19 protein-coding genes are annotated in these 21,920 nt (G+C 74.6%); 11 read left to right on the top strand and 8 right to left on the bottom strand.

Translation table 11 applies throughout. The annotated features are described in order from the left end of the window. Positions 1 to 311: 311 nt before the first annotated feature. On the top strand, positions 312 to 1,742 hold the full coding sequence (locus ACFYSC_RS19365) for a serine hydrolase domain-containing protein (RefSeq protein WP_389963132.1): 1,431 nt from the start codon (positions 312 to 314) through the stop codon (positions 1,740 to 1,742). Between the two features lie 150 nt (positions 1,743 to 1,892). Here the strand turns inward: ACFYSC_RS19365 and ACFYSC_RS19360 are convergent, their stop codons facing one another. After that, positions 1,893 to 2,270, bottom strand: coding sequence for a hypothetical protein (locus ACFYSC_RS19360; RefSeq protein WP_389963129.1), 378 nt, complete (start codon positions 2,268 to 2,270; stop codon positions 1,893 to 1,895). 95 nt (positions 2,271 to 2,365) lie between these two features. Between ACFYSC_RS19360 and ACFYSC_RS19355 the strand changes: the two genes are divergently transcribed. Genes ACFYSC_RS19355 through ACFYSC_RS19345 form a run of 3 tightly spaced genes read left to right on the top strand, consistent with a single transcriptional unit; the run spans position 2,366 to position 3,432 of the window. Continuing rightward, positions 2,366 to 2,731, top strand: a complete 366-nt coding sequence (locus tag ACFYSC_RS19355; protein ID WP_362945897.1) for a hypothetical protein — start codon at positions 2,366 to 2,368, stop codon at positions 2,729 to 2,731. Positions 2,732 to 2,734: 3 nt separating this feature from the next. Then, positions 2,735 to 3,124: a hypothetical protein gene (locus tag ACFYSC_RS19350; protein WP_389963126.1), complete on the top strand. Its 390-nt coding sequence runs from the start codon at positions 2,735 to 2,737 to the stop codon at positions 3,122 to 3,124. A gap of 50 nt (positions 3,125 to 3,174) precedes the next feature. Next, positions 3,175 to 3,432, top strand: coding sequence for a hypothetical protein (locus tag ACFYSC_RS19345; RefSeq protein ID WP_362945892.1), 258 nt, complete (start codon positions 3,175 to 3,177; stop codon positions 3,430 to 3,432). A gap of 190 nt (positions 3,433 to 3,622) precedes the next feature. Here the strand turns inward: ACFYSC_RS19345 and ACFYSC_RS19340 are convergent, their stop codons facing one another. Continuing rightward, entirely contained in the window at positions 3,623 to 4,792 is a 1,170-nt protein-coding gene (locus tag ACFYSC_RS19340; RefSeq protein WP_389963123.1) for an ROK family protein, read from the bottom strand. A 144-nt stretch (positions 4,793 to 4,936) separates the two neighbouring features. Between ACFYSC_RS19340 and zwf the strand changes: the two genes are divergently transcribed. The 5 genes from zwf to ACFYSC_RS19315 all read left to right on the top strand — a co-directional run bounded on the left by zwf (position 4,937) and on the right by ACFYSC_RS19315 (position 10,889). Beyond that, on the top strand, positions 4,937 to 6,412 hold the full coding sequence (gene zwf, locus ACFYSC_RS19335) for a glucose-6-phosphate dehydrogenase (protein ID WP_389963120.1): 1,476 nt from the start codon (positions 4,937 to 4,939) through the stop codon (positions 6,410 to 6,412). A 144-nt stretch (positions 6,413 to 6,556) separates the two neighbouring features. Then, complete coding sequence (gene edd, locus ACFYSC_RS19330) at positions 6,557 to 8,443, top strand: phosphogluconate dehydratase (RefSeq protein WP_389963117.1); 1,887 nt, start codon at positions 6,557 to 6,559, stop codon at positions 8,441 to 8,443. Beyond that, positions 8,440 to 9,432 (top strand): glucokinase, encoded by a 993-nt coding sequence (locus tag ACFYSC_RS19325; protein WP_362945884.1) that lies wholly within the window; start codon positions 8,440 to 8,442, stop codon positions 9,430 to 9,432. The genes edd and ACFYSC_RS19325 overlap by 4 nt, the downstream gene beginning before the upstream one ends. Continuing rightward, positions 9,429 to 10,040 (top strand): bifunctional 4-hydroxy-2-oxoglutarate aldolase/2-dehydro-3-deoxy-phosphogluconate aldolase, encoded by a 612-nt coding sequence (gene eda, locus ACFYSC_RS19320; RefSeq protein ID WP_362945881.1) that lies wholly within the window; start codon positions 9,429 to 9,431, stop codon positions 10,038 to 10,040. Before ACFYSC_RS19325 ends, eda begins: the two co-directional genes overlap by 4 nt. A gap of 588 nt (positions 10,041 to 10,628) precedes the next feature. Beyond that, a complete protein-coding gene (locus ACFYSC_RS19315) occupies positions 10,629 to 10,889 on the top strand; it encodes a hypothetical protein (protein WP_389963113.1) in 261 nt (86 codons plus the stop codon). Positions 10,890 to 10,983: 94 nt separating this feature from the next. Here the strand turns inward: ACFYSC_RS19315 and ACFYSC_RS19310 are convergent, their stop codons facing one another. From ACFYSC_RS19310 to ACFYSC_RS19290, 5 genes are all read right to left on the bottom strand, one after another. Beyond that, positions 10,984 to 11,316, bottom strand: coding sequence for a hypothetical protein (locus ACFYSC_RS19310; protein ID WP_389963110.1), 333 nt, complete (start codon positions 11,314 to 11,316; stop codon positions 10,984 to 10,986). A 126-nt stretch (positions 11,317 to 11,442) separates the two neighbouring features. Further along, complete coding sequence (locus ACFYSC_RS19305; RefSeq protein WP_389963108.1) at positions 11,443 to 12,027, bottom strand: hemerythrin domain-containing protein; 585 nt, start codon at positions 12,025 to 12,027, stop codon at positions 11,443 to 11,445. A gap of 73 nt (positions 12,028 to 12,100) precedes the next feature. Then, positions 12,101 to 13,057: an endonuclease/exonuclease/phosphatase family protein gene (locus ACFYSC_RS19300; RefSeq protein ID WP_389963105.1), complete on the bottom strand. Its 957-nt coding sequence runs from the start codon at positions 13,055 to 13,057 to the stop codon at positions 12,101 to 12,103. Between the two features lie 136 nt (positions 13,058 to 13,193). Further along, positions 13,194 to 14,348 carry an MFS transporter gene (locus ACFYSC_RS19295; protein WP_389963102.1) on the bottom strand — a complete coding sequence of 385 codons (1,155 nt, stop codon included), beginning with the start codon at positions 14,346 to 14,348 and terminating at the stop codon, positions 13,194 to 13,196. Between the two features lie 143 nt (positions 14,349 to 14,491). Then, positions 14,492 to 15,580 carry an alkene reductase gene (locus tag ACFYSC_RS19290; protein WP_389963099.1) on the bottom strand — a complete coding sequence of 363 codons (1,089 nt, stop codon included), beginning with the start codon at positions 15,578 to 15,580 and terminating at the stop codon, positions 14,492 to 14,494. Between the two features lie 145 nt (positions 15,581 to 15,725). On the opposite strand from ACFYSC_RS19290, the gene ACFYSC_RS19285 reads away from it, so the two are divergent. Continuing rightward, positions 15,726 to 18,407 carry an ATP-binding protein gene (locus ACFYSC_RS19285; protein WP_389963097.1) on the top strand — a complete coding sequence of 894 codons (2,682 nt, stop codon included), beginning with the start codon at positions 15,726 to 15,728 and terminating at the stop codon, positions 18,405 to 18,407. Here the strand turns inward: ACFYSC_RS19285 and ACFYSC_RS19280 are convergent. After that, positions 18,400 to 20,574, bottom strand: a complete 2,175-nt coding sequence (locus ACFYSC_RS19280; RefSeq protein WP_389963094.1) for a glycogen debranching N-terminal domain-containing protein — start codon at positions 20,572 to 20,574, stop codon at positions 18,400 to 18,402. The genes ACFYSC_RS19285 and ACFYSC_RS19280 overlap by 8 nt on opposite strands. A 146-nt stretch (positions 20,575 to 20,720) precedes the next feature. On the opposite strand from ACFYSC_RS19280, the gene ACFYSC_RS19275 reads away from it, so the two are divergent. Then, positions 20,721 to 21,878, top strand: coding sequence for a LacI family DNA-binding transcriptional regulator (locus tag ACFYSC_RS19275; RefSeq protein ID WP_362945857.1), 1,158 nt, complete (start codon positions 20,721 to 20,723; stop codon positions 21,876 to 21,878). The last annotated feature ends 42 nt before the right edge of the window (positions 21,879 to 21,920 follow it).

Below are 21,920 nucleotides of genomic sequence, written 5' to 3'. Positions count from 1 at the left end.
GGCCACCCCACCTCCGTGGGCGCCCCCCGCCGCGGGGGGGGGGGGGGGGGGGGGGGGTGTGGGGGGCGGCGGGCCCCCCCCCCCCCCCCCCCCCCCCCCCCCCCCCAACTCCCCTTCTCACGGGTCCCCTCCCCCACGAACTCCCTCACCCACGGGTTCCCCGCGGAGTTCTCACAGCTCTCCGCCGAGTTCTCACAGGTCCCCGCGGAGTTCTCACGGGTTTCCGCGGGGTCCACAGGTTCCCGCGGGGCCTCACGGCCGCACTGATAATGCCTTGCCAACCGATCGGGTGATCTCGTTAGGGTGACCCGGTGTCTTCACAACGCGCCCTGCTGCCGCGGTCGACCCCGGCCGCCTCCGGGGTGTCATCCCGTTCGATCGCCGCGCTGCTGGACCGGTTCGAAGCAGGTTCCGTCGAGCGTCACTCGATCATGGTCGTACGCCACGGTCACGTCATCGCCGAGGGCTGGTGGGCGCCGTACTCGGCCGAACGCCCGCATCTTCTCTACTCGCTGACCAAGTCGTTCACCTCGATCGCCGTGGGGCTCGTGATCGCCGACGGGCTGCTCTCCCTGGACGACCGGGTGGTGGACGTGCTGCCCGACCATGTCCCGGCCGACATCTCGGAGCAGGGGCGCCGCCTCACTGTCCACCACCTGCTGTCCATGACGACCGGACATGACACGGACAGTCTCGACGAGGCCTGGCGGCTGGAACCGGGCGACCTGGTGAAGGGCTTCCTGCGCGTACCGTTTCCCGATCCCGAGGGAACACGGCACGCCTACGACAATGCGACCACCTTCGTCCTGGCCCGGATGGTGGAACGGGTCACGGGCCGCGGCCTGCCGGAGTTTCTCGACGAGCGCCTTTTCACGCCGATGGGCATCGACCACGCCGAGTGGGACCGGGTGGCGAGCGGCGCCTCCTTCGGGTTCCACGGCCTGCACCTCACGACCGAGGCCGTCGCCGCCTTCGGCGAGCTGCTGCTGCGCGGCGGCGTGTGGGGCGACCGGCGGCTCGTCCCCCGCGAATGGGTGGAACTCGCGACCGGACGGCACATCGACACCCCGCAGGTCGAGGGCTGGTCGGAGAACCCCGACGCGCTCTGCGGCTACGGCTACCAGTTCTGGATGTCGCGTCACGGTTACCGGGGTGACGGCGCCTTCGGCCAACTGTGCGTGGTCGTCCCGTCGCACGATCTCGTGGTCGCCATGACCGGCGCGACGGTGCTGGGTGAGGAGATACTCGGCCCGCTGTGGGAGTGTCTGCTGCCCGGCATGGACCAGGCGGGAAGCACCCGGGACGACGAGGTCCTCGCCGATCGGCTGCGGCGGCTGTCACTCGCGCCGGTACCGGGTTCGGCCGCCCCGGGGCGTTCCGTCAAGGCGGTGATCGACGCCTCCGCCGGGGACTCGGCCCTGCCCGCCGGGACCACGGTGACCGTCGATCCCGTCGACGGCGGATGGCGCCTGCGGTTCGGGGCGCTCCTCGACGTCGCGGCCGGTCACGGTGAATGGCGGGAGAGCTCACCGCTCGGCCGTCCTGTCGTCGCGGCCGGCGCCTGGCAGGGCGGCACGTTCGTCGCCGATCTCTACGTCATCACCACCCCGCACCGGGTGCGGCTGGTGGTCGACGCCGATGCGGGGACGGCGGTGGCGACGTGGAACGTCGCGCCCCTGACCGGCCCCGATCTGGCGTTGCACCTGAGGTCGCCGCTGATGACACGGCCCGACGTCTCGTAGGCGCCGGCGACCGGCCCCAGCCGCGGGAGTCTCCTCTGTACGGCGTCTCAGCAGGGCTGGGCGCGCCGGACCGGCTCCCGGCCGCAGGAGTCTCCTCCTCGCGGCCGGGGCCGCTTTCCGCCGGCTCTCATCTCGTGGGTCCCGGTCCCGCTAGGACGCCGGTCCCATCTCCGGTTGGGGCGCCCGCTCGCCCGTTGCCTCACCCGATCCCTCCCCCGACGCCGCTCCGGCGTCGGGAGCCAGGTCGTCGATGAGGTCCCCCAGGTCGTCCGCCAGCAGGTCCGCCGGGAGCGGGCGGTCGGGGAAGGTCGTGTCCGCGCCGGATCTCTCGGCCACCACCCGGCTCTCGCCGTCGATGCCGCGCGGCGCCGGCGGCTGCTCATCCGACGGGTCGGCCGACTGCTCGTCCGACGGGCCGGCCGTCGGTTCAGCCGGTGCCCCACCGCGGTGCTCCCCGGCGGGTTTCCGGTCCTCCCCCGTGGGGTCCCCGGCCTCTGCTGCTTCCTCGGGTGCTGCGTGCTCGTTCATGGGGGTACCACTCCCCGGCAAAGCACTAAATATGTCCGTTTTAGGCATGGCGGCGGGCGATCGGGTAGGGAACCCGCTGGAGGAGGAAGACGACGATGACCGTGACGCGATTTCATGATCTGCCGCTCGCCGACCGGGACCGGGACTGGGACGCCGACGCGGCCGAGAAGCGGGTCCGCGAGTGGGCGGGCGCCGAGGAGAAACCAAACGCGAAGTACCGCGAGGCGCACGTCTGGTACGACGGCGAGGACCCGGAGAACTTCGAGAGCTACAAGCTGCCGGTCGCCGACGTGATCGGCGGCCACCTGAAGGCCGTGCCGCGCGCCGTGATGGCGGCCGGGGCGGTCATGCAGGGCGCGCGGGGCGGGGTGAAGATCCCCCGAGACGAGGTTGACCGGGTCAAGTCCCACCTGGCCAGGTACTACGCGAAGATGGGTGACACACCGCCCTGGGAGCGCTGACCGGTGCCGCGCTTCGAGTTCGCCTTCGAGTCGACGTGGGTGACGCCGCTGAAGCTGATGGGGATCACCCCCGAGCGGGCGTTCGTCCTCGTCGACGCGGGCGAGCTGCGGGTGCGCTTCGGCCCCTGGCGGCTGCGCACACCCGTCTCCAACGTCTCGGGCGCCCTCGTCACCGGCCCGTACACGCCGTGGAAGGTCATCGGGCCGCACCTGTCGCTGGCCGATCGGGGCGTGACCTTCGGGACGAGCACGCGGAGAGGCGTGTGCGTCCTGTTCCACCGGCCGGTCCCCGCGCTCGTGCCGGGGCGTCTGCTGACCCATCCCGGCGCAACCCTCACCGTGTCCGACTCCGAAGGACTGGTGGAGACACTTCGACGATCACAGAGCACATGACCGGCGGACACCCGGGTAGCAGGGTGGGGCTGATCAAGAGGAGGGGAGCAATGACTGAGAACCAGGAAGGACGGGACTCCCGGGGGCGGCCGACGGTTCCGACGACGCCGAGGGACGTGGTCTACATCCGGCTGGCGTCGTTCGCGCTCATACCGGTCGCGGTCCTCGCCATGTTCGGTTTCGCGACCGGCACCACGTGGCTGGTCATCGCCGCCGTGGTCCTCGCGGTGATAGCGATCGCGTTCATCGTGGTCGGTGTTCGCCGCCAGTCGCGGAGGCCCGGCTCGACCACGGAGGAGGCGGGCTGAGGCATCGCACGTCTGGCGGCGGCTTCGGGAGGCGGACGGCCTTCCCGGGGCCGCCGGCGCTTTTCCACGGTCCCTTCCCCGTTCGGGGCCTTCCCGGCCGGCGCCTTTCACGAGGAGATCGCGGGCCGCACGGAGGACCACGCCGCACGGAGAACCCGGCCGCAGAGGAGGCCGGCCGTACGGAGGATCCTCAGAGGGCGGCGTCGACCGCCTCGGGCGACAGGATGTGGTCGAGGACCATGTGGGCGCAGCCGACGATGCCCGCGCCGGGGCCGAGGCGGCTGCGCTCGATCCGCAGGTTGCGGGTGGACAGGGCGGTGGAGCGGCGGTGGACGACCTCCCGCACGCCCGACACCAGGGGCTGGAACGACTCGGCGACGTCGCCGCCCAGGACGACCACGGCGGGGTTGAGCAGGTTGACCGCGGTGGCGACGACCTCGCCGAGCATCCGGGCGGCGTTGCGGACGACGGCCATGGTCTCGGCGTCCCCGGCGCGGACGAGGCTCACCACGTCGGCCAGCGACGTCACCTGGTAGCCGCGGTCACGCAGGTCGCGCAGGATGGCGGTGCCGCTGGCCACGGAGTCGACGCAGTCGACGTTGCCGCACCGGCACAGCACTCCCCCGCCGTCGCGGACCGGGATGTGCCCGATCTCCCCGGCCGCGCCCAGCGCCCCGCGCAGGATCTCCCCGCCCGCGATGACCCCGGCGCCGATCCGGGTGGAGACCTTGATGAACAGCAGGTCGTCGGCGTTCCCGGCGTAGGCGGAGCGGTGCTCGCCGATCGCGATGACGTTCACGTCGTTGTCGAGGAAGACCGGGACGGGGAAGCGTTCGGCGATGATCGGCGGGATGGCGACGCCGGTCCAGTTCGCCATGATCCGGGCGCTCTCGGTACGGCCGGCCGCGAACTCGACCGTCGCGGGGACGCCGAGGCCGACGCCGCGCACCTGGGAGAGGGGGCGGTCGCCGAGCAGTTCGGCCCAGGTGTCCATGACCAGGGGCAGGACGGTGTCCGGGCCCTCCTCCACGTCCACGGCGAGGCTCACGCCGTCCAGCCGCCGGCCGGAGAGGTCGCAGACGGCGATCTGGGCGCGGCTGGCGCCCAGGGAGGCGACAAGGATGACGCCGCCCGCGGCGTTGAAGACGAGGCGGGTCGGCGGGCGGCCGCCGGTGGAGGGGCCCTCGCTGTCCTCCACGACGAGCCCGTGGTCCAGCAGCTCGGTGACGCGCAGCGAGACGGCCGGCCGTGACAGGCCGGTGACACGTCCGATGTCGGTGCGCGTGACGGCTTCACCGGCGCGGATGAGGCGGAGCACCTCACCGCTGGTGGCCAGGGCGGCGGCGGGACGGCGCGGCATCGGTCAAGTGAACCACACGGAGTTATGGAATGAAAACTCCAAGCTTTCTCATCTCAAATTACAAAACTCCGCTTGTGTGAAGCGCAAGATGTGGCTACTGTCCGATCTATCCCTAATCCGGTAGATCACTACGGAGCAGTCCTCATGTCCGAGACCCCGCGGCCCGCCGACCTGATCGTCTTCGGCGGCACAGGTGACCTCTCCATGCGGAAGCTCCTGCCCGCGCTGTATCACTGCGACCGCGACGGCCGCCTGGCCCCCGAGACCCGCGTCATCGCGATGTCCCGGGGCGGGCTCGACGACTCCGACTTCCGCGGCAAGGTGGACGCCGAGGTCCGCGGTTCCGTCCCGGCGGACGACCACGGCACCTGGCAGCGTTTCCTGGGCCGCCTGCACCACGTCTCCATCGACGTCGGCGGCCAGGACACCGAGGGCTGGTCGCGCACCGCCCGCCTGCTCGCCGGGAGCGAGGAGCGGGACCGGATCTTCTACCTCGCCAGCCCGCCCATGACGTTCGGCCCGTTCTGCCGCGAGCTGCACCAGGCCGGCCTGGTCACCCCCGCCTCGCGGGTGGTGCTGGAGAAGCCGCTGGGCCGCGACCTGGCCAGCGCCCAGCGGATCAACGACGAGGTCGGAGCGATCTTCGACGAGCGGCAGATCTACCGGATCGACCACTACCTGGGCAAGGAGACGGTCCAGAACCTCCTGGTGCTGCGGTTCGCCAACGCGTTCCTGGAGCCGATCTGGAACTCCCTGTGGATCGACCACGTCCAGATCACCGCCGCCGAGACCGTGGGCACCCCGGGCCGCCGCGGCTACTACGACCACGCGGGCGCGCTGCGCGACATGGTGCAGAACCACCTGCTGCAGCTGCTGTGCCTGGTGGCGATGGAGCCCCCGTCGCGCAACGACCGGGAGTCGATCCGCGACGAGAAGGTCAAGGTCCTGCAGTCGCTGCGGCCGATCGTCGGCGGCGAGGTCGACCGGTTCACCGTACGCGGCCAGTACACGGCGGGCGAGTGCGACGGCGTGCGGGTCCCGGGCTACCTCGACGAGCCCGACAGCACCGCGCCCACCGACGCCTCCCGCCGGGTGGAGACCTTCGCCGCGATCCGCGCCGAGGTGAAGAACTGGCGCTGGGCGGGCGTGCCGTTCTACCTGCGCACCGGCAAGCGCATGCCGTACCGGTCCACGGAGATCGTGGTGCAGTTCAAGGACGTGCCCCACTCGATCTTCGCGGGCAGCGCGCCCAACCGGCTGGTGCTGCGGCTGCAGCCGAGCGAGGGCATCCGGCTGCACCTGATGGCCAAGGAGCCGGGCGCGGGCGAGGTGGCGCTCAAGCCGGTCCCGCTCAGCCTCAGCTTCGCCGAGACCTTCACCTCCCGGGTGCCCGAGGCCTACGAGCGGCTGCTCATGGACGTCCTCACCGGGAACCCGACGCTGTTCATGCGGCGCGACGAGGTGGAGGCCGCCTGGCGGTGGATCGACCCGATCCTGCACGAGTGGGAGTCGCAGGGCTCCGCGCCCGAGCCGTACCCGGCGGGCAGCCCCGGTCCGGCCGGGGCGCACGAGCTGGTGCTGCGCAGCGGCCGCTACTGGTACGAGGACGACCTCGCGTGACCGGCCGCCCTGCCCGCCGCCGGACGCCCTCCGCGCGACTCCTCCCGTGAGGGGCCTTCCGTGAACCCCATGAACCCTGTGGATCCTGTGAACTCTGCGACCGACCGCACCGACCACCGACCCGACGACGACGAAGGAGGCCGGGTGAACCCCGTCATCCAGGAGATCACCGACCGCCTGATCGAGCGCAGCCGCGCCAGCCGTACCGCCTACCTGGCGCGGCTCGACGCCGAGGCCGAGGCGGCCCGCCGCCGCGGCCCGGCCCGCTCCTCGCTGGGCTGCGCCAACCTGGCCCACGGCTTCGCCGCCGCCCCCGGGGCCGACAAGCTCGACCTGCGGGCCTCGGTCAAGCCGGGCGTGGCGATCGTGTCGAGCTACAACGACATGCTGTCGGCGCACCAGCCGTACGAGACCTACCCGGCGATCCTCAAGGCGGCCGTCCGTACGGCGGGCGGCGTCGCACAGTTCGCCGGCGGCGTGCCCGCCATGTGCGACGGCATCACCCAGGGCCGTCCCGGCATGGAGCTGTCGCTCTACAGCCGCGAGGTCATCGCGATGGCCACGGCGATCGCGCTGTCCCACGACATGTTCGACGCCTCCCTCATGCTGGGCGTCTGCGACAAGATCGTGCCGGGCCTGCTGATCGGCGCGCTGCACTTCGGCCACCTGCCGGCGGTGTTCGTCCCGGCGGGGCCGATGGGCTCCGGTCTGCCCAACAAGGTCAAGGCGCGCACCCGGCAGCTGTTCGCCGAGGGCAAGGTCGGCAAGGACGAGCTGCTGGACGCCGAGGCGAAGTCGTACCACTCCCCCGGCACCTGCACCTTCTACGGCACCGCCAACTCCAACCAGGTCATGATCGAGGTCATGGGCCTGCACCTGCCGGGCACGACCTTCGTCAACCCCCGCACCGAGCTGCGCCAGGCGCTGACCGAGGCGGCCGGGCGGCGGGCGGTGGCGCTGACCGCGCACGGCGCCGAGTACACCCCCGTGGGCCGGGTCGTCGACGAGAAGGCGATCGTCAACGCCTGCGTGGCGCTGCTGGCCACCGGCGGCTCGACCAACCACACCATGCACCTCGTCGCGATCGCCGCGGCGGCCGGCATCGAGCTGCTCTGGGACGACCTGGCCGCCCTGTCGAAGGCGGTGCCGCTGCTGACCCGCATGTACCCCAACGGTCAGGCCGACGTGAACCACTTCCAGGCCGCCGGCGGCATGCAGGTGCTCATCGGCGAGCTGCTGGACGCCGGGCTGCTCCACCGCGACGTGCTGACGATCGCGGGGCACGGGCTGGACCACTACCGCTCGGCCCCCGTGCTCAAGGACGGCGAGCTGGTCTGGGAGGAGCGCACCGAGGGCAGCACCGACCCCGACGTGCTGCGGCCGGTCGCCGAGGCGTTCTCCCCCGACGGCGGCATCCACATGCTCGACGGCAACCTGGGCCGCGCGGTCAGCAAGGTCTCGGCGGTCAAGGACGAGCACCTCGTCGTCGAGGCGCCCGCGAAGGTCTTCGACGACCAGCTCGACCTGCTGCGCGCCTTCGAGGCGGGCGAGCTGGACGGGCAGGACTTCGTCGCGGTCATCCGCTACCAGGGGCCCAGCGCGAACGGCATGCCGGAGCTGCACAAGCTCACCCCGCCGCTGGCGGTGCTGCTGGACCGCGGGCAGCGGGTGGCGATCGTCACCGACGGCCGCATGTCCGGCGCGTCGGGCAAGGTCCCGGCCGCCATCCACCTGTCGCCCGAGGCCGCCCAGGGCGGGCCGATCGCGCTCGTTCGCGACGGCGACCCGATCCGCCTGGACTCGGCCGCGGGCACCCTGGAGCTGCTGGTGCCCGCCGGGGAGCTGGCCGCCCGCACACCGCAGGGCGCCCCGCTCAGCGACGCCCAGTGGGTCGGCACCGGCCGCGAGCTGTTCGCCGCATTCCGCCGTACGGCCGGCCCCGCCGAGCGCGGCGCCGGGATCTTCGCCCTGAACGGCCGCGCCGAGAGCCTCGCCGACGGCACCGTCGTGTCGCCCGGGGACGCCCGGTGAACCTCCCCTGGCTCGTCGCCGACGTCGGCGGCACCAACGCCCGGTTCGGCCTGGTCACCGAACCGGGGCGGGGACCGGGCTCGGTGGCCGTGCTCGCCGTCGCCGACCACGCGGGACTCCCCGAGGCCGTGGCCGCCTACCTGGCCGGGCACGCGGGCGGGGTCCGGCCGGAGGCGGCGTGCGTCGCGATCGCCGGGCCGGTCGAGGGCGACCGCTACCGGCTCACCAACGCCGGCTGGGCCGGGTCGGTCCGCGACCTGGGCATCGCGCACGTCGAGCTGGTCAACGACTTCGAGGCGCTGGCCGCGTCCCTGCCGCACCTGCCGGCCGCGGAGCTGGTCGGCCTGGGCGGTCCCGCCCCCGGACACGGCGTCAAGGTCGTGCTGGGGCCGGGGACGGGTCTCGGCGTGGCGGGCCTGGTGCCCGCGGCCGAGGGCTGGGTGCCGGTCCCCGGCGAGGGCGGTCACGTCACCGTGCCGGTCCTGGACGAGCGCGACCACGAGATCGTCCGGGCGCTGCGCGCCGAGGGGACGGGCCAGGTGGTGGCCGAGCACCTGCTGTCGGGGCCGGGGCTGACCCGGCTGCACCACGCCCTCGCGCTGGTGCGCGGCGTGCGGGCGCCGCGGCTGGCCGCCTCGGACATCGTGGCCCGGATGGACGACTCGCTGTGCGCGGAGACCGTCGAGGTCTTCTGCGGGATGCTCGGCACCTTCGCCGGGAACGTCGCGCTGACCTTGGGCGCCCGCGGCGGCGTCTACCTGGGCGGCGGGGTGCTGCCGCGCATCGTGGAGCGGGTCCGCGCCAGCGACTTCCGCCGCCGGTTCGAGGCGGCCCCCACCATGAACGGCTATCTTTCGGGCATCGCCACCTCGCTGATCGTCGCCCCGCAGCCCGCGCTGCTCGGGGCCGCGGCGTGGCTGGGCCAGCGCCTGGCCGCCGCGCCGAAGTCGCCGAATCCGTCGAAGCCATCGAAGTTGGAGTACGCATGAGCCTGCTGGACATCGCCCCGGTGATCCCGGTCGTCGTGATCGACGACCCGGAGACCGCGGTCCCCCTGGCGCGGGCCCTGGCGGCGGGCGGTCTGCCCGCCATCGAGGTGACCCTCCGTACGGCCTGCGCGCTGGACGCCATCGCGCGGATCGCCGCCGAGGTTCCCGAGGCGGTCGTCGGGGCGGGCACCGTCCGCACCCCCGCCGACGTGACGGCCTCGGTGAAGGCCGGGGCCAGGTTCCTGGTCAGCCCGGGGAGCACCCCGAGGCTCCTGGACGCCATGGAGGAGGGCGGCATCCCGTTCCTTCCGGGCGCGGCGACCTCCTCGGAGGTCATGGCGCTGGCCGAGCGCGGGCTGACGGAGATGAAGTTCTTCCCGGCCGAGGCCGCCGGCGGCGTGCCGTACCTGAAGTCGCTGGGCGGGCCGCTGCCCGAGGTGCGGTTCTGCCCGACGGGCGGGATCAGGCTCCAGACCGCGCCGGAGTATCTGGCGCTGGCCAACGTCGGGTGCGTGGGCGGGACCTGGCTCACTCCGGCCGACGCGCTGGCGGCCGGTGACTACGCCCGGATCGAGAAGCTCGCCGCCGAGGCCGCCGCGCTCCGCTAGCCGTACGGCCGGCGCCCGGCGGAGCCCCGAACCGAACCGAACCGGACTGAACCGAACCGAACCGGACCGGACTGAACCGGGCCGGACTGAACCGGGCCGGACTGAACCGGGCCGGACTGAACCGGGCCGGGCCGGACCGGCTCCGCCCGGCCGCGACGCCGTACGGCCGGGCCCGCACCGGCTCGCCGGGCCGAGAGGCCTGGCGCACAGGACCCGCGTGGACCGCCCTCCCTGGTCCGCGCACGGGCCATGAGGCACCGTGACCCGGTGCGCCTCTCATGGGATCGAGGCCCGCGACCGCCCACCCGGCGGTCGCGGGCCGCTCCTTTTCCCGCTCCACTTCTCTCTCCCGTCACCCGGGCACGCGGGCGATCGCCGGGCATGTGACCGTTTTCCGCTCTTTTTCCCGTTCCCGCCTGGGGCGGGACGGGTGCCGTTCCGTGCGCCGGGTGAGGCGGCGACCCACCTGGGCAGGGCATCCACCGGTCAGGAATCCTCAGCTTCCGGTCAAGTGCTCGGGGTCCCGGTCGTCCGCCGGACGAGAGCGGGTAACCCCCTCCAACGACTGTCTGTTATGGGAGGGAAAACGTGAAACGCATGGTTATGGGCGCTGTGGCCGCCGGGCTGGGCATCGGAGTGGGCAGCTGGCTCAGGTGGCGCGAGCAGGCCGGTCCGGCCCGGGACCGCGAGGCGGCCGAGCGGTGGAACCGGGTCACCGTCGACGCCGAGTCGCTCGTCGAGACCGGCGAGGTGCCGCAGCCGGACCGGACCGGCACGGACCGTCCGGCCGTGACCGGCGAGGTCTCCGATGCCGTCACCCGGCGGGCGGACGGGGAGGGACGGCGGTGAAGACGCTGTGCCCGCAGAGCGTCGACCCCGGGCTCCCTGCGGGCGCACGGGCGCGGCGCCCGCCGTACGGCCGCGCCGGGCGGCGGCTCCGCGCTCAGCCGGGCGGGCGGCCCGTCCCCTCGCCGGGGAGGTAGCCGCCGTCGTCGGCGTCGGTCCCGCCCAGGCCGCCGTCCGGGTCCTCCCGGTCGGAGGACTTCCATTCCAGGTCGGCGTCGACGCTCCCTGTCTCCCTCGGGGCGTCGGGGCCGCGCCGGGGTTCCTCGTCGTCGTCACGTTCGGCGGGCCGGGCACTGGTCTCCCCCATCGACGCCGGGCCGATGTCGCCGCCCATGTCGTGCAGATCGGGATCGAAGGGCGTCCCCCGGTACTTGCGCAGTTCCTCCTCGCGCCGCCGGGCGCGCTCTTCCTCGTTCGTCTCCTCGCTCACGGCGCTCTCCTCGCGTATCGCTTCTTCCCCGTCACCGCTGAGCCGTGCCCAGTCGCCGGTGTCCGTAACTGGCGTTTCCCACATAGCCGGAAACGGCGCCGGGCACGGGCCCGATGAGCCGCCGGGTCAGCCCTTCCCGCCCATGGCGTCGCGGATCACGTCGCGGACCCGGTCCATGACGGCCAGGGGGGTGCCCAGCAGCAGGTTCTTCGTCGCCGACTCCACCCCCGCGTGCGGGTGGGTGGGCGCCATCGCCTGGGCGGCCTTCACCCCGGCCGCCATCGCCCGCCGCTCGGCCTCGCTGGTGCGGGCGCGCAGCGCGGCGAACTCGTGGCGCTCCTCGTTCTCCGCGTGGGCGAGCACGGCCCCGCGCAGCGATGCCAGGTCGGTGAGGAACCGCGGGTCCTCCACCCCCGCCTCCTCCATCCGCATGAGGAGCCGCTTGGCCTCGTTCTCCTCCTTCAGGCGGTCGTCCACCACCGCGTCGCCGCCGGCGAGCTTGAGACGGGCGTAGGGGTGGACGATCTCCTCCTCCGCCGTCTCGTGCACGGCCAGCAGCCGCACCAGCGAACGGAACGCCTCGGCCCGCCGGCCGGCCGGCGCCCTCTCCACCTCGTCGAACATCTCCCTGATCATGGAGTGCTGCCGCAGCAGCAGGTCCACGACGTCGTTCTCGGTCATCAGCTCGGGAACCGGCTGGTGGTCGCCCATGTTCTCTCCCTCCGTCCACGTGCTGCCTACCCGGGCTGCCCGGACTCACCGCGCGAAACGCGGAAAGACACGGTCAGGGAGAGGGCCGCGCGGGCGGGGTGAGGCGAAGGTCGGCCAGGATCGCGCGGTGGTCGCCGCCCGTCGGCGGCAGCACCCGGCTGCCGACGGCCGTGAACCCGCGGATGAGCACGTGGTCCAGGCGGACCAGCGGCAGCGCCGCGGGCCAGGTGAGCTGCAGGCCGGTGCCCGCCTCCTCCGCCGCGGGCGTGACGGTCGCGGCGAGCGGGCGCAGCGCGCGGTCGGTGGCGGCGGTGTTCAGGTCTCCGGCGACGATGACCCGGGGGCTGGGGTCGGCCGCGACCGCGCGGGCCAGCGCCGCCATCTCCGCGTTGCGGCGGGCGATGACGGACGACTCCAGGCGGAAGGAGGTGATGTGGACGGCGTAGAGGCTCACATCCCCCCACGGCGTACGGAGGACGGCGTGCCGGGAGCGCACCACGCCCGGTACGGGCTGCGGGCGGCCGTAGAAGGGGTATCTGCTCCACACCGCCACGCCGGGGTTGTCGGGGAAGCGGTAGGGCAGGACGGGGTCGATCAGCCGGGCGAAGCCGGGGTGGACCGTCCCGTTGCGCAGCACGGGGTCGTCGCGCAGCTCGGCGACCACGAGGACGTCCGGGCCGGTGTCCCGCAGGGCGGCGGCGGTGCGGGCCAGGCCGGGGTTGAAGTAGTCGACGTTCTGCTGGACCACCCGCAGGTCCCGCGGCCCGGCGCCGGGGGCGCGGAGGAAGGCGGGCCCGAAGGCCGCCGCCCAGGTCACGGCCACGGCCAGGGCCCCGGCCAGCGCGGCCCACGACCGCCGGGCGAGCGCGGCCAGGACGAGGAGCGGCGCCGCCAGCCCGAACCAGGGCAGGGCGCTGTCGACGACGTTGCCCAGCCCCCGCCAGCCGGGCAGCAGCCCGTGCCCCGCGATGAGCAGGGACACCAGGACGCCCACGCCCGCGGCCGGCCCGCCCCGCGTCCATGGCGACATGGTGACGACGTCCCTCTCCCCCTGCCGGTGCGGTTCTCCGGCCCGGCGGCACCGGATCCGGGAGACAAGTTCATCACGGACCGGGCCGGTCGCGGTGGACTTCGCACCGGTCACCGCCGGACCGCCGGTCAGCCGGTCAGCCGGTGAGGGCGGCCGCGATGGCGGGGCCGAACGCGGCGCCCAGCAGGTAGCAGAGGTTGAACTGGCCCATCGCCGTCGCCCGCGCGCCGTCGGGCACCGCCGTGGCGGCGCGCGCCGCGAACGCGCCCTGCCCGGACGCGGCGGCGAGGGAGGTGAGCGCCTGCGCGACGAGGAGGACGGCCGGTGAGGCACCGATGCCCGCCAGCACCGCCCCGGCCGCCGCCAGCCCGGGGAACAGCACGGCGACGACCTTCACGGGCGCCTTCGCGGTGGCGGCGATCACCCCGTACGAGACCAGCCCGCCGAACAGCAGCGGCCACAGGATGGCCGGCCCCACCGCGCCGCTGGTCCAGCCTGCCCGCCCGGCCAGCAGGGCGGGCAGGAGGTAGATCATTCCGAAGTTGATCGCGGCCAGCAGGAACGCCAGCCCGGACACCAGGAGGAACACCGGAGCGCGGACGACGGACGCGGGCACGAACCCGTCGGGCCTGGCGCGCAGGTGCGACGCCAGGAGCCCGCAGGCGGCCACGGTGGCGGCCCCGGCCACCGGCCACGAGTGGGGGATGAACACCAGCGCCGTGACCAGTGCCGTCAGCAGCGCCGCCCCCCGGAGGTCGAAGGGCACGCCGGGTGCCGGGTCCGCCGGGCGGTGCCGCAGCACGCCCGGCACGGCCAGCAGGCTCAGCGCGGGCAACGCCAGGGCCGCCCGCCAGGACAGCGCCCCCGCGACCAGGTCGGCGACCAGCGGGGCGGTGGCGCCCACCGTCGCCAGCGAGGCCGTGACCAACCCCATCGAGCGCGCCGAACGGGTGAGGCTCATGGCGATCGTGGTGAACCCCGCCGTGCCGAGCCCCTGGGCCACGCTGCCCAGGACCAGTACCGGCAGCGACGGTCCGGCCGCCACGAGCGCCGCGCCCAAGGCCACCGATGCGGCGCAGGCGAGCAGCGCCCGCCGTACTCCCCGGTGACTCTGCAGGCCCGCCGTCAGCGGGGTGCCGATCGCGATGGCCCAGCCGAACGCGGTGACGATCCAGGTCACCGCGCCGAGGCTCAGCCCTAGGTCGCGGGCCGCGTCCGGCAGGATGAGGCTGGGCCCGGCGATGCCGAAGGAGAGCGGCCCCGCCAGCAGCGCCGGCCCCGCCGTCGGCATCCGGCGCGCCGGCGGCGCCGCCCCCCGCGGGACGCCGCCGCGGGCGGCCGCGGGAGGAGGAGACGGGACGCCGCAAGGGGCGGCTCCGGAAGGAGGGGACGGAACGCCGCCGGGGGCGGCTCCGGGAGAAGACGACGGGACGCTCATTCCCCCTCCCCGGGCGCGGGCAGCGACGGGTAGTCGGTGTAGCCGCGGTGGTCGCCGCCGTAGAAGGTCGCCCGGTCGGCCTCGTTGTACGGGCCGCCCCTGGCGATCCGCGCGGGCAGGTCGGGGTTGGCCAGCCACAGCCTGCCGAAGGAGATCGCGTCGGCCAGCCCGGAGCGCAGCGCCTCGATCCCGTCGGCGGGGGTCGCGGGCTCGTCACCGCTCCACGGGTGCGGGTTGAGGATGAGGGCGCCGGGCCACTCCGATCGAATGATCTTGGTCACGTCACGCGTGTCGTTCTCCGAGACGTGCAGGTAGGCCAGTCCGAACGGCGCGAGCGCGCGGGTCAGCTCCGCGTAGAGGATCTCCGTGTCGCTCTCGTTCATGCCGTTGTAGGCGATGCCGGGAGAGACGCGGACGCCGGTGCGGTCCGGGCCGACGGCGGCGCTGACGGCCCGCACGACCTCCACGGCGAACCTGATCCGGTTCAAGACCGAACCCCCGTAGGCGTCGGTGCGCCGGTTGGTGTTGTCCGACAGGAACTGGTGGATCAGGTAGCCGCTGGCGGCGTGCAGTTCGACCGCGTCGAAGCCCGCGTCCATCGCCAGCCGGGCCGAGGCCGCGAACTCCTCGACGGCCCGGTCGATGTCGGCCGGGGTCATCTCCCGCGGGATCGGGTGTTCGAGCAGCCCTTCGGGGGTGTGGAGCCACTCCCCGGAGCGGATCGCGGACGGCGCGAGGGGGAGCTCACCCCCCGGATACAGGCGGGGATGACCGATCCGCCCGGAATGCATGATCTGGACCGCGATGCGGCCGCCTCGCCGGTGCACCGCGTCCGTCACCAGACGCCAGGCCGCCGCCTGCCCGGGCGAGTGCAGGCCCGGGGTGTCGAGATAACCCTGGCCGATCACGCACGGCTGGGTTCCCTCGGTGATGATCAGGCCGGCGCCGGCGCGCTGGGCGTAGTACTCGGCGGTGTGTCCGCCGACCAGCCCGCCCGGCGCCCGGTTCCGTGTCATGGGCGCCATGACCAGACGGTTGGGGAGATCCAGCGCGCCACTGGTGACCGGTGTGAGCAGTTCGTTCATGTCACCCTCCGTGTCATGAGCTCGTTCGGTGTGACGAGGCTACGAACGGGCCCTCACCGGCCGAATCGGTAAGGTTGCGGTACTGGGCTACTGGGATCGCCTACGTATCCCGGCCGTCTGCTCCCCGGAGCGAAAGGCATGGTCGTTGCTGTACGGCAGGGCGAGTGAGCAGGCCGCGGTCGAGAAGCTCGTCGAGGCGGCGCGTGCCGGCCACAGCGGCGGCCTCGTCCTGCGCGGCGAGGCCGGCATCGGCAAGTCGGCGCTGCTGGACCGGGCCGCCGCGTACTGCGCCGGCTCCGATGTGCGGGTGCTGCGGGCCGCCGGCGTCGAGCCGGAGGCCGATCTCGCCTTCGCCGGGCTCGTGCAGCTGCTCTGGCCGGTCCAGGACCAGTTCGGCGCCCTGCCCGCGCCGCAGGCGGACGCGCTGCGCGCGGTGCTCGGCTCGGGCGGCCCGGCCGGGCAGGACAGGTTCCTGTCCGGACTGGCCGTGATGACGCTGCTGGCCCGTCTGGCCGGCGACGGACCGGTGCTCTGCCTGGTCGACGACGCGCACTGGCTGGACCAGGCCACCGCCGACGCGTTGCTGTTCGCCGCCCGGCGTCTCACGGACGAGAGGGCCGCACTGCTGTTCGCCGCGCGGGAGGAGGGTTTCGCCGCCCCCGGTCTGCCGGAGGTCCGGCCGTCCAGGCTGTCGCGGGAGGACGCGGCCCGCCTGCTGGAACATCGGGGCCTGCCGCCCGCGGAACGGGATCAGGTGATCGCCGAATCCGATGGGAACCCGCTGGCGCTGCTGGAGTTCTCCGCCGGACGCCGGCCCTACCACACGGCGGCCGGCCCGATGCCGGTCGCCGACCGGGTGCTCTCCTCCTTCCGCTCGCGCATCGCCCTGCTGCCGGGGAGGACCCGGCTGATGATGCTGACGGCCGCCGCCGAGGGCCGCGGCGACCTGCCCATGCTGCTGCGCGCCGCCGCGGCGCTGGGGGTGGGGCCGGAGGACCTGGCTGAGGCCGAGGAGGCCCGGCTGGTCGAGGTGAGCGCCACCGCCATCGCCTTCCGTCATCCCCTGATCCGCACCGCCGCCTACCAGGGCGCGCCCCTGGCGGAGCGGATCGCCGTGCACCGGGTGCTGGCGGACGCGGCCACCGACGACGACTGCCGGGTCCGGCACCGGGCCGCGGCCGCCACCTCCCCGGACGAGGACCTGGCGGCGGACCTGAGCGCCGCCGCCGGACGGGCCCGCGACCGGGCCGCCTTCGCCGCCGCCGCCGGGTTGTGGGAGCAGGCCGCGGCCTTCACCCCGAGCCCGTCCGACCGGGCCGCCCGGCTGGCGCGGGCGGCGTCGCCGGCGCTCCTGTCCGGCCACGCCGGCCACGCCGCGGATCTGGTCCGGCGGGCCGAGGAGACCGCGGGCGACCCCGCCTCCCTGGCCGCGCTGGCCGGGACACGGGCGGCGGTGGAGTTCGAACGGGGAGAGGGCGGGCGGGCCGCCCGCGTCCTGGTGGAGCGGGCCGCCGCCGCGGACCCGGCGCGGGTGACGCCCATGCTGCGCACGGCGGCCGGGTACGCGTGGCTCTGCGGCGAGGCGGAGGTGATCCGGAGGGCGGACGCGCTGCTGGCCGGCATGGGCGGGCAGGACCCCATGGTCCAGGGGCTGGCGCGTCTGGTCGACGACGACTACGCGCGTGGCCTGCCGCTGCTGCGGCGGTTCGTCGCCCAGGCGTCACCCGGGCCCGCCGCCCGGACGCCGGACACGCCCCCTGAGGACGCCATCACGCCGCCGGAGGACGCGACCGCGCGGTGGGCCGCCTTCTGCGCCATGGTCCTCGCCGACGACGACACCGCCTCGGCCCTGGCGACCGCCGAGGCTGCGCGGCTGCGCGAGCAGGGCCTGGTGGGGGCACTGCCCCAGGTGCTGCAGGATCTGGCCGGGGTGCGGGTCCAGGCCGGCCGGCACCGCGACGCCGAGGCATTCGTCGCGGAGGCCGTCCGGCTCGCGTGCGACACCGGGATGCACCGGCGGGTGACGCGGCTGCACGCGGTGCTGGCCAGGGTGGCGGCCATCGAGGGCGACGAGGAACGCTGCGTCCGGCTGGCCGGCGACCCGGCCGACGCCGGCGGCATGACCGGCCTCGCCGCGCTCTGCCTGCTCGACCTCGGGCTCGGACGCCACGAGCGGGTGCTGGAGCGCCTGGAGGCCGCCGAGAAGGGACCGCTGCGCCACCTGACGGGGCTGGTCACGGCCGGAGCCGAGCAGGTCGAGGCGGCCGTACGGCTGGGCCTGCCGGAACGGGCCGAGGAGCCGCTGCGCCGCCTGGAGGCCTGGGCACGCGCCGGGGGGCAGCCCTGGGCGGAGGCGGTCAGCGCCCGCTGCCGGGCGCTGCTCGGCGACGACGAGGACGACTACCTCCGCGCCCTCGCGGCGCACCGGCGCGCGGACCGGCCCTTCGAGCAGGCGCGCACCGAGCTGGCGTACGGCGAGTGGCTGCGCCGGGCCCTCCGCCGCAGCGACGCCCGCGCTCCGCTGCGCGCGGCGCTGCGGACCTTCGAGCGGCTGCGGGCCGCGCCGTGGCGGGCGCGCGCGGAGGCGGAGCTGAGGGCGACCGGGGAGTCCGTCGTGGCCGCCCGGCCGGCGGCCGCCGACCCCCTGGAGCGGCTCACACCCCAGGAGCTCCAGGTCGTACGGCTGGCGATGGACGGCGGCACGAGCCGGGAGATCGCCGCCCACCTGTTCCTCAGCCCGCGCACCGTGGAGCACCACCTCTACCGGGCCTACCGCAAACTCGGTGTCCGGTCCCGCCGCGAGCTGGCCCGGCTCGGCCTCACCTGAGGTCCGTCCCGGCCGCAGCGCCGTCCGGGAGGCCGTCCACGGTGACGAGGCCGTCCGGGAGGCCGTCCACGGTGACGGAGCCGTCCGGGCCGACCGCGACGCCCACCTCGTGCCCGGCCACCCGGAGCCCCCGCACCGACACCGCGCCGAGCGGCGTCCCGGCGAGGGGGCGCAGCAGCACGCGACCGGCCGGCACGTCCGGGTAGAGGCCCACGGCAGCGTGCGCGATCACGACCGCGGCGGCGGCCGACCACGCCTGCGGGCGGCAGGCCGCCGGGTAGGGCACGGGACGGCCGGCCACCCGGCTGTCGTCCCCGGCGAACAGCTCCGGCAGGCGGTAGCCGAACGACTCCCCGGCGGTCAGCAGGCCCCTGGCCAGCTCTCCCGCCTGGGCCCCGAACCCGGCGCGCGCCAGGCCGGAGATGACGATCGCGGTGTCGTGCGTCCAGACGGACCCGCAGTGGTACGACATCGGGCTGAACCCGCCGTCCCGCGACGACATCGTGCGCAGCCCGAAGCCGCTCGCCATGGCGGGCGAGGTCAGCAGCCCGGCGACGTGCGCCGACTCGGCCTCGGAGAGCAGGCCGGTGCCGAGGAGGTGGCCGATGTTGCTGGTGAGGGCGTCCACCGGCCGTTTGTCGCGGTCGAGGGCGAGGGCGGGGATGCGGCCGTGCGGGCCGTCCACCCAGAACCGGGCGCGGAACCGTTCGGCGAGGCGGCCCGCGTGGTCGCGCCAGCGGTCGGCGCCCGGCCGTCCGAACGCCTCCAGCAGGGCCGCGGCGTGCCGGGCGGCCTCGCAGACGTAGCCCTGCACCTCGGCCAGGGCGATGGGGGGCGGGGCCGTCCGGCCGTCGTGGAACCGCACGGCGTCCCCGGAGTCCTTCCATCCCTGGTTGGCCAGCCCGCGGGAACTCTCGTCGACGTATTCGACGAAGCCGTCGCCGTCGGGGTCGGCGTGGTCGGCGAGCCAGCCCAGCGCGGCCTCCAGGTTGGGCAGCAGCGCCGCGACCTGTTCCCCGGGCATGCCCCAGCGCCAGGCGTCGTGGAGCAGGCTGATCCACAGCGGGGTGGCGTCGACGGTGCCGTAGTAGGCGGGGGGCAGCCGCATGCCGTGCTCGGGGAACACGGACTCGTGGCGGCGCAGCTCGTGCATGATCTTCCCGGGCGCCTCGCCGGAGGCCGGGTCGGTCCGCACGCCCTGGCGGCGGGCGAGGATCCGCAGGGTTCCGGCGGCGAGGTCGGTGCCGAGCGGCAGGAGCATGCGGGCGGCCCACAGGCTGTCGCGGCCGAAGAGGGTCAGGAACCACGGCACGCCCGCGCCGAGGAAGGTGTCGCCGGGGGCGCCGGTCTCGGTCAGCCGCAGGGAGGCCAGGTCGTCGAGCGACTGTTCCAGCAGGCGGGGCAGCCGGTGGTCGGCGGCCTCGACCTCGGGCCTGGACCACTCGACGGGGCGGCGGGGGGCGGCCACGACGGCGCCGGGGTCGTCGATCGCGACGTTCCAGCGCAGTACGGCCCGCCCGCGCGGGGGCAGCTCGACCCGCCAGCTCAGCCGCGCCGCACCACCGGGCCCGGCCGCGGCGTCGGTGTCAGTGTCCCGGCCGGCGTCGGCGTCCCGGCCGGTCACGGTGACCCGGATGTTCCCGGAGCGCCAGGTCAGCTCGCCGGGCGCGCCGTCCTCGGCCGTCGCCGGGGTGCCGGAGCCGCCCGACTTCACCGTCTCGATCGGCGCGAAGTCGCAGCCCAGTTCCAGGGTGACGGCGGCGGTCACCGGGGCCGCGGCGGTGGAGACGACCTCGATCTCCTCGTCCATGCGGCCCGGCGTGACGCGGCGGACGCGGTCGATCCGGACGGTGGGGTCGGGGCCGGGGTCGCCCAGCCACCGCGCCAGGGAGACGAACCGCGCGCCGCCGGGGCCGCCCGGGGCGTGGCCGACGGCCTCCGGTTCCCGGCCGTCCACCTTCAGCACGACCTGTGACAGCGCCCGGGAGTCGGCGTGGAAGAGTCCCTGCACCCCGGCGGGGCGGATCTGCCCGTCGGCGCCGCCCAGCGCGGTCGTCGGCGCCAGCACGACGCTGACGAGGTCGTGGAGCAGCGGTTGCAGGCGGGGGTCCCGTCCGGTCGTCGCGGGGGCGCCGTCCGCCGGGTCGGATGTGGCTTCGGCAAGCACTGGTGATCCCTCGGGGGTCGGGGTGGGGGCCGGCACGGTCTTGACAGAACGACGCCGGAGGTGCACATTGCGATGCAATTCCTTTACTTGAACGATCCAATCATGCCGTATCCCCCTTTGAACGTTCAAACCCCAGCAAGGTGCAAATGACGCAAAAAGTGACGATCACCGACGTGGCGCGGCACGCGAAGGTGTCCCGCCAGACGGTGTCGAACGTGCTCAACACCCCGGAGGTCGTCCGCGAGGAGACACGACGGCGGGTGCTGGAGGCCGTCGAGACGCTGGGGTACCGCGCCAGCCAGGCCGCGCGGCAGATGCGCACCGGCAGGTCCCGGCTGATCGCCACGCGCATCGAGCCGTCCCACGACGGCATCAACGGCACCGTCTACGACCGCTTCCTGCACGGGCTCACCGAGTCGGCCGCCGCGGCGGGTTACCGGGTGCTGCTCTACACCGCCGAGGACGACGCCTCGGAGATCGCCACCATCGACGACCTGCTGGGCGCCTACGAGCCCGACGCCTTCGTGCTCACCAGCACCCACCACGGCGACGCCCGCACCTCCTGGCTGGCCGAGCGGCGGCTGCCGTTCGTGACCTTCGGCCGCCCGTGGGGCGTGCCGGAGGGGTCCGGCCACGCCTGGGTGGACGTTGACGGCGCCGCCGGGACCGCCGAGGCGACCCGCCGCCTCCTCGACGCCGGGCACCGGCGGATCGGGTTCATCGGCTGGCCGGCCGGCTCCGGCGTCGGCGACGACCGCCGGGCCGGCTGGGCGCGGACCCTCGCCGCGGCGGGAGTCGATCCCACGGGCCTGGACCGCGCGACCGACGACGGCGTGGCCGCCGGCGAGGCGCTGGCCCGCGACCTGCTGGGCGGCGGCGACCCGGTGACCGCGCTGGTCTGCGTGAGCGACTCGCTCGCCCTCGGCGCGCTGCACGCCGCCCGCTCCCCCGGCGACGGCCAAGGCATGGACCGGCCGGTCCGTCCGGACCGGCCGGTCGCGGTCGTCGGCTTCGACGACACGCCGGTGGCCAGGGCGGTGGGGCTGACCAGCGTCAGCCAGCCGCTGGCCGAGGCCGCGGCGAACTGCGTCGCGCTGCTCACCGGGCTCCTCGACGGCGAGGACCCGCCGGGCCGTACGGCGGGCGACGCCGTGAGCGCCGCGCCGGGCCGTACGGCGGCCGGCGCCGACGCCGGCATCGGCGTCGGAACCGGCGCGGCGGACCGCGGGGAGGCGGGGGCCTCCACGGGATCACCACGTCAGATCCTGCTGCGCCCCGCCCTGGTGGTGCGCGGGTCCACCTGACCCCCCCGGGGGGGGGGGGGGGGGGCCGGCCGGGGCCGGCGC

Source organism: Streptosporangium sp. NPDC004379 (genome assembly GCF_042873875.1).
Taxonomy (GTDB): domain Bacteria; phylum Actinomycetota; class Actinomycetes; order Streptosporangiales; family Streptosporangiaceae; genus Streptosporangium.
The sequence above is the reverse complement of the archived record's forward strand: the minus strand, read 5'-3'. Positions and strand labels throughout refer to the sequence as shown.